General features: G+C 71.4%; 1 protein-coding gene and 1 pseudogene. One reads left to right on the forward strand and one right to left on the reverse strand.

The features are described from left to right. On the reverse strand, window positions 1–261 hold a 261-nt coding region (locus A5713_RS06860; RefSeq protein ID WP_156751781.1), incomplete at its 3' end, for a DUF3027 domain-containing protein. Window positions 262–358: 97 nt separating this feature from the next. Here A5713_RS06860 and A5713_RS29065 point away from each other — a divergent pair. Continuing rightward, window positions 359–559, forward strand: a pseudogene (locus A5713_RS29065) (MFS transporter); the annotation flags it as partial.

Below are 559 nucleotides of genomic sequence, written 5' to 3' on the forward strand. Positions count from 1 at the left end.
GGCGTGGTCGGCACCGGGGTGGGCGGCGACGACGACGGCCCACTGCCAGCCCTGATAGCCGTGCAGATGCGCAAGAAACCGGTGGGTGGCCGCGGCGGGGTCCTCGTAGCTGACGCCCAGGTAGTCGCCGACGGCGTCGGCCCCGCTGAACTCCACGGCCGCAGCCCTGGCCTGGTCCACCGCGCCCGTAAGCACGGCCGCCAACCCCTCGGGCCACTCGGCCACGGTCGCCACGGCGGATTCCTCGATGGGCCCCGTCACGCTGTCCCCTTCCTGCATTGCGTTTCCAATACTAGGTTGGCGAGCCACGCCCCGTTACCTGCAGACGCATGTCGTCGGCATGAGGGAGAATCAGGACGTGTCTGGACGGCGGCGTGACGATCAGGGCCGCGTGGCCTCGAATCCGGGTCGTCGGCCTCGCAACGGGGCCGCCCACCAGCATCCGGGCACGGCCAACTACCCCGCCGATGAGGGCGATCACCGCCGACCACGCCGGCCACCGCCGATGCCGAGCGCCAATCGCTACCTGCCGCCCATCGGCGAGCAGCCTGAGCCGGAG

It is taken from the genome of Mycobacterium sp. E2497, assembly GCF_001668695.1.
In the GTDB taxonomy this organism is placed as follows: domain Bacteria; phylum Actinomycetota; class Actinomycetes; order Mycobacteriales; family Mycobacteriaceae; genus Mycobacterium.